Below are 6,590 nucleotides of genomic sequence, written 5' to 3'. Positions count from 1 at the left end.
CTCCTCCACCGTCCCCCCTTCGCGCTCCCGCGCCCGCGCCCCTCAGGACACGATGTCCTTCCCCCGGAAGCCGCGGAAGGCCAGCGCGAAGAACACCACCGCGAAGGACAGCGACACCGAGGTGCCCTTGAGCATGCCCGACCATTCCAGGCGGGGCTGGAGCGCGTCGATCCAGGCGTACTGCCAGTGCGTCGGCAGGACGTCCCGCAGCGAGCCCAGGGCGGTGATCGCGTCCAGGATGTTGGAGAGGATCGCGACGCCCACGGCCCCGCCGACCGCCCCCAGGGGCGCGTCGGTGAGCGTGGAGAGCCAGAAGGCGAAGCCCGCGACGGCCAGTTGGCCCACGAAGACGTAGAGGGCGGCGATCGCGAGCCGGCCCGTCGCGGTGCCCGGGGGCAGCGAGCCGGCCGTGGTGAGTTCCAGGTCGCCCCATCCGTAGGCGAGCGTGCCGACCCCCAGCGCCACCGTGGGCAGCGCCAGCACGGCGGCGGCGCTGAAGACCAGGGACACCAGCGCCTTGGAGCCCAGCAGCCGGGCCCGGGGCACCGGGGCGGCCAGCAGGTAGCGCAGGGAGGACCAGTTGGCCTCCGAGGCGATCGTGTCGCCGAAGAAGAGGGCGACGGGGATCGTCAGCAGGAAGCCGGAGGAGACGAAGAGCACCGCCAGCGAGAAGTTGACGCCCGAGGCGGTGGCCACGTCCATCATCGTCGGGCCGGAGTCCCGCCCCCGCGGGGTGCCGCCGATCGCGAAGGCCGCCCACACGATCACGGGCAGCCCGAGGACGACGGCGAACGCGACGAGCGTGCGGCGCCGCAGGAACTGCCGCACCGCCTCCACCCGCAGCGGCAGGGTGCGGCCCGGACGGTACCCCGCGGCCAGTTCCAGGGTCTCGGTCACGCGGGACCTCCGATCAGGGTCAGGAACGCGTCCTCCAGGCGGCGGTGCGGGCCGACGCGCTCCACCGGCACGTCGAGCCGCAGGAGTTCGGACAGCAGCTCCGGCACGGTCATGGTGCCCGGCCGGACCAGCAGCCCGTCGTCCGCGGACTCGGCCGTCTCGACGCCGGGCAGCGCCGACAGCTTCGCGGCGACCGCCTCGCGCTCCTCGTCGCCCATGCCCGGCGCGCCGACGAAGAGCGTCCGCCCGCTCCCGGCGATCTCGCCCACCGGACCGGCCGCCACGAGCCGCCCCTTGTCCATGACGACCAGGTGCGTGCAGCTCTGCTCGACCTCCGACAGCAGGTGGCTCGAGACGAGGACGGTACGGCCCGCCGCCGCGTAGCGCCGCACCACGTCGCGCATCTCGCGGATCTGCGGCGGGTCCAGCCCGTTGGTCGGCTCGTCGAGGATGAGCAGGTCGGGCAGGCCCAGCATGGCCTGCGCGATGGCGAGCCGCTGCCGCATGCCCTGCGAGTAGGTGCGCACCGCGCGCTCCAGGGCCTCGCCGAGGCCGGCGATCTCCAGGGCCTCCTCGACGTGGGCGTCGGCCGCCGGCCGGCCCGTGGCCCGCCAGTACAGCTCCAGGTTGGCCCGCCCCGTCAGGTGCGGCAGGAAGCCCGCGCCCTCCACGAAGGCCCCGACCCGGGACAGCACGGGCGCGCCCGGCCGGATCGCGTGGCCGAACACGCGGATGGTTCCGGCGTCGGGCCGGATGAGGCCCATCATCATGCGCATCGTCGTCGTCTTGCCCGCGCCGTTGGGGCCGAGCAGCCCCAGCACCTGGCCCCGTTCCACCCGGAAGGACAACTCCCGCACGGCGTAGCGGTCCGCCGCGCCGTGGTAGCGCTTGGACAGCCCGGAGATCTCCAGGGGTACGTCCGTGAGGGCCGGGTCCGGCGGCTGCCGCACCGCGCCCGCCCGGCGGCGGCCGGTCAGCAGCAGCGCCGCCGCCAGCGCGAGCGCGGCGACCGGCAGCAGCCACACCCAGACGGGCAGCGTGCCCTGGGCGGTGGTCAGTTCCGGGTCCGTGGGCACCGTCAGAGCGGCGCCGGCGGGCAGGGACACCCGGTACGTGGCGGCCGCGACGGGGGAGGCGTAGCCGAGGTCGGTGGTGGACAGCACCAGCCGCAGCCGGTGTCCGGCGGCGAACTCGTGGTCCACGGCGGGCAGCCGCACCTGCACCGTGCCGGCGCCGGCGACCCGCAGCGGCGCGACCAGTTGGTGCGGCAGGGTCTCGTTGCCGCCCGGGCCCACGTCGTACAGCTTCGCGAAGAGCACCGCACCGGCGGGTGCGTCCGTGTCGACGGTGACCCGTGTCGTCGCCGCGCCCGTCAGGCGCAGCGACGAGGTCAGCGGCGCCGAGTCGAAGGCGGCGCGCTGACCGGGGAAGTCCAGCGACAGCGACAGCCCCTGGCCGAGGTCGGAGAGCTGGGAGAGGGCGCCCACGCCGGGCACCGCCGAGATGGCGGGCGGGCTGCCGCCGGCGGGGTTGGCCACCGTCCGCGCGCGGCCGCCGAGCGGGACCGTCCGGGTCCGGGTGCCCTCCAGCCCCGGGTACGCGTCGGCGTCCGCACCGCGCCGCACGGCCCTGCCGTCGGTGGTGTCGACGCCTCCGGTCCGGGTGACCCGGAACGCGGGCCCGGTGTCGGTGCCCTCGTCCTTCTTCAGCCAGCGGTCGAACCAGGCCGTGGTGCGCGCCTCGATCCGCGAGGTCTCCTGGTCGCCCCCGTCGTGCCCGCCGGAGAACCAGTCGACGGCCACGGGCGCGCCGTTCGCGGCGACGGCACGCGCGATGGCGTCGCCCTGGTCGAGCGGGAAGAGGGAGTCGTTCTGGCCCTGCACCACCAGGGTCGGCACCTTGATGCGCCCGGCCACGGAGGAGGGGCTGGAGCGCGTCAGCAGCCGCAGCGTCGCGGCGTCCGGGCGGCCGGCCACGGCCGACCGGTCGTACATCGCGCACAGTTCGGCGGTGAAGCCGCAGGCGGCGCCGCGCGAGCCGGTGGAGAAGAAGATCCCCGCCCACAGCTTCTTGAACACGCCCTGCGGGAACAGCGCTTCGCCCAGGTCCCACCAGGTGATCGCGGGCGCGATGGCGTCCACCCGCCGGTCGTACCCCGCGGCGAGCAGCGAGATGGCTCCGCCGTACGAGGCCCCCGCGACGCCGACCCGCGGGTCGTCACGGCCGTCGCGCAGCACCTCGGGCCGCCGGCCCAGCCAGTCGATGAGCCGTGAGACGTCGGCGACCTCGGCGTCGGGGGAGTTGAGCCCGATCCGCCCGCCCGAGGCGCCGAATCCCCGCGCGGACCAGGTCAGTACGGCGTAGCCGCTGCGGGCGAGGGACTCGGCTTCGGCCCGCACGTCGTCCTTGGTGCCGCCGAAACCGTGCGCGAGCAGGACCGCCGGGCGCGGCGCCGACCCGCCGGAGGTGAAGTAGGAGGTGTCGATCCGCACCTTCGCGGTACTGCCCGGGGCCTCGGGCAGCGAGAAGACCCGGTCCTGGCGGCGCACGGGCGCGGGGGCGTCGGCCGTCGCGAGGGTGACGGCGCCGCCTGCGGCGAGCACGGCGAGGGCGGCGGCGCCGGCCGCCAGCCGCCGCCGGGTGCGCCAGGTCCTGGGCAGGGCGAATCGCATGCGTGATCCTCGGACGGGGACGACGAGTGTGACGGTCCCACTATGCATTCCGGTGATCACCCGCGACGTCCGCCTCAGGCACCGGATCGGCGTACTGCACCGGGAGTACGGTGGCGACCGTGCCCCTCGAACGACTCGTCACCGCCCCCCTGCCCCGGCTGGGTCTCGGCCTCGCCGCCGTCGGCCGTCCCGCCTACATCGACCTCGGCCGCGCCGCCGATCTGCCCGCCGACCGCACCGTCGAGGCGATGCGGGACCGTGCCCACGCGGTCCTCGACACCGCCTACGCGCTCGGCATCCGCTACTTCGACGCCGCCCGCTCCTACGGCCGGGCGGAGGAGTTCCTGGCCGGCTGGCTGGACGCCCACCCCGAGGCGACCGACGTCGTGATCGGCAGCAAGTGGGGCTACACCTACACCGCCGGGTGGCGGCCCGACGCCGAGGTGCACGAGGTCAAGGACCACGGCACCGCCACCTACGACCGGCAGATCGCCGAGACCCGCGCCCTGCTCGGCGACCGCCTCGACCTCTACCAGATCCACTCCGTCACCCCGGACAGCCCGGCCCTCGCCGACCGCGACCTCCACGAACGCCTCGCCCGGCTGGCGGCCGACGGGGTGGCCGTCGGCCTGTCCACCAGCGGTCCGCTGCAGGCCGAGGCGATCCGCGCGGCGCTGAAGGTGACGGTGGACGGGCGGCGCCTGTTCTCCGTCGTGCAGGCCACCTACAACCTGCTGGAGCCCTCCGCCGGGCCCGCCCTGGCCGAGGCGCACGACGCGGGACTGACCGTGATCGTCAAGGAGGCGATGGCCAACGGCCGCCTGGCCACGGCCGATCCCGACTCCCCCCTCGCCGAGGTGGCCGCCCGGACCGGCGCCACGCCCGACGCCGTCGCCCTCGCCGCGGTCCTGCGCCGCCCCTGGGCCCGTGTCGTGCTCTCCGGCGCCGCGACGACCGGCCAGGTCACCGCCAACGCCCGGGCCGCCTCCGTCGGCCTCGACGCGGAGCACCTGGCCCGGCTCGCCGCCCTGGCCGAACCGGCCCCGGCGTACTGGCGGCACCGCGCGGAGCTCCCCTGGAGTTAGGGCGTGTCTGATGAATCCCGCCTGGCTCGCGACGCTCCCCCAGTTGGCGCTGGGAGGTGCCCCCCGGCACGGCACTCCCCCAGCGGCCGGGGTGCCCCCACGCTGCGTTGTCGGAGTCGTCCACGTACGTCCAGTACGAGGCCGATCCTCCGCCTTGCGATAGCACGCACCAGCCGCCACGAGCCCCGCCCTCCGGGCGGACGGCGCTGTTCATCAGACACGCCCTAGCGGACGCCCGGAGCTAGCGGACGCCCGAGCCCGCGAGGCCCGCTGTGCGGCGGGAGCCCGCCAGGAAGCCCCCGATGCGTGCCCGCAGCCCGGCGGCGTCCAGGCCGTGCGCCGCAACGTGTTCCTGCCAGGTGCCGTAGCGGCGCAGCTCCGCGCGGGCGGTGCCCAGGGCCAGGACGCGGTGGGGCAGGTCGAGCAGGGCCTCGGCGGCGAAGGGCGCCGAGGTGCCCGCCAGGTACGGCTCGACGAGCACCACGTCCGCCGCGTCCGTGCCCGCGACGGCCGCCCGCAGCCCGGACGCGTCGAAGGGGCGCACCGTGGAGGCGTACAGCACGGTCACGTCCATGTCCGCGACCGCCGCCAGCGTGGCGTCCAGGAGCGGGCCCACGGCGACGACCACGCCCGCCCGGCCCTCGCGCAGCACCCGGAACCGGCCCGGCGAGACCGGCCGTGCGGTGCGGTTGGACTGCTCGCTGAGCCGCACGTAGACCCGGTTGTCGTCGTCGGCCGCCGCGTGCCGGACCAGGGCCTCGGCCTCGTCGGGGTGGCCGGGCACGTGCACGGTCCAGCCGTCGAGGGTGTCCAGCAGGGCGACGTCACCGGGGGCCTGGTGGGTCCGGCCGCCCGCGGCGATGTCGTACGAGGCGCCCGCGCTGACCAGCACCGCGCCCGCGCCCTGGTGCCCCAGGTCCAGCTTGACCTGCTCGAAGGGGCGTTCCACCAGGAAGCTGCCGAAGGTGTGGACGATCGGCCGCAGCCCGGTCAGCGCCAGCCCGCCCGCGACGCTGACCAGCAGCTGCTCGCGGATGCCGACGTCGATCACCCGGTCGGGGTGGGCGCGGGCGGCGTCGGTGAAGCGGTCCCCGGAGATGACCGCCAGCACGACGGCCAGACGGGGGTCGTCCTCCAGCAGGCGTCCGGCGATGGTGGTGAAGCGTTCACGCATGGTGTCCACGGGAAGGTCTCCTCGGCTCGGGGCGGCGGTCAGCGCTTGGACTCGACACGGGCGACGACGGCGTGCGGCCGTCCGGGGTGGGGCATGGTGAACGCCTCGTACAGGGCTTCGTGGTCACGGCCGTCGACGGTGGCCACGGACCAGCCCTCGGCGGCGAAGAGCGAGGCGGGACCGCCGGGGCGCCGGTAGGTGGCGGAGGTGTTGTCGACCGCGACGACGTGCAGGCCCTCCAGGCCGACGGCGCCGGCGAAGGCGACGGCCTCGTGGTTGCTGCCCTCGTCCAGTTCGGCGTCGCCGACCAGCACCCACACCGCGGCGTCGGTCAGGCCCTGCGCCCGCAGGCCCAGGGCGCTGCCCACGGCGATCGGCAGGCCGTGGCCGAGTGAGCCGGAGCCGATCTCGGCGCCCGGCACGAGCACACGGTCCGGGTGGTGACCGAGCGGCGACCCGAAGGAGCCGAAGCCCGGCAGCCACTCCTCCGGGACGAAGCCCTTGGCGGTGAGGACCGCGTAGTACGCCATCGGGCCGTGGCCCTTGGAGAGCAGGAAACGGTCCCGCCCGGCGTCCTCAGAGGTCCCCGGGGTCACCCGCAGCACGCGGTCGTAAAGCACCCACAACACGTCGAGGGTTGAGGTGGCGGCGGGCCCGTGCTTCTCGTCGCCGGTCATGAGCGACATCAGCCGCCGCAGGTCGTCGTAGCCGTACGCGGTGTCCGTGCTGGTCGGAGTCATATGGGGATGGTGCAACTTCAAG

At 75.2% G+C, this 6,590-nt stretch carries 5 protein-coding genes; 1 reads left to right on the top strand and 4 read right to left on the bottom strand.

The annotated features are described in order from the left end of the window. Positions 1 to 42 precede the first annotated feature (42 nt). Both PV341_RS22440 and PV341_RS22435 read right to left on the bottom strand, forming a co-directional pair. The gene (locus PV341_RS22440) at positions 43 to 897 is read right to left on the bottom strand and encodes an ABC transporter permease (RefSeq protein ID WP_500323921.1); all 855 of its coding nucleotides are present in this window, start codon (positions 895 to 897) and stop codon (positions 43 to 45) included. Next, entirely contained in the window at positions 894 to 3,569 is a 2,676-nt protein-coding gene (locus PV341_RS22435) for an alpha/beta fold hydrolase (protein WP_500323922.1), read from the bottom strand. Before PV341_RS22435 ends, PV341_RS22440 begins: the two co-directional genes overlap by 4 nt. A gap of 119 nt (positions 3,570 to 3,688) precedes the next feature. Here PV341_RS22435 and PV341_RS22430 point away from each other — a divergent pair, with 119 nt between their 5' ends. Beyond that, positions 3,689 to 4,654, top strand: a complete 966-nt coding sequence (locus tag PV341_RS22430; RefSeq protein WP_500323923.1) for an aldo/keto reductase — start codon at positions 3,689 to 3,691, stop codon at positions 4,652 to 4,654. Positions 4,655 to 4,895: 241 nt separating this feature from the next. On the opposite strand, the gene PV341_RS22425 is transcribed toward PV341_RS22430, so the two are convergent. Beyond that, the gene (locus PV341_RS22425) at positions 4,896 to 5,837 is read right to left on the bottom strand and encodes a transketolase family protein (protein ID WP_500323924.1); all 942 of its coding nucleotides are present in this window, start codon (positions 5,835 to 5,837) and stop codon (positions 4,896 to 4,898) included. Between the two features lie 29 nt (positions 5,838 to 5,866). Next, entirely contained in the window at positions 5,867 to 6,568 is a 702-nt protein-coding gene (locus PV341_RS22420; protein ID WP_500323925.1) for a thiamine pyrophosphate-binding protein, read from the bottom strand. Between the last annotated feature and the right edge of the window lie 22 nt (positions 6,569 to 6,590).

This window comes from Streptomyces sp. PA03-1a, from assembly GCF_033792805.1.
Lineage (GTDB): Bacteria > Actinomycetota > Actinomycetes > Streptomycetales > Streptomycetaceae > Actinacidiphila.
Note: the sequence above shows the minus strand (reverse complement) of the source record. Positions and strands in the feature narration are given on the sequence as shown.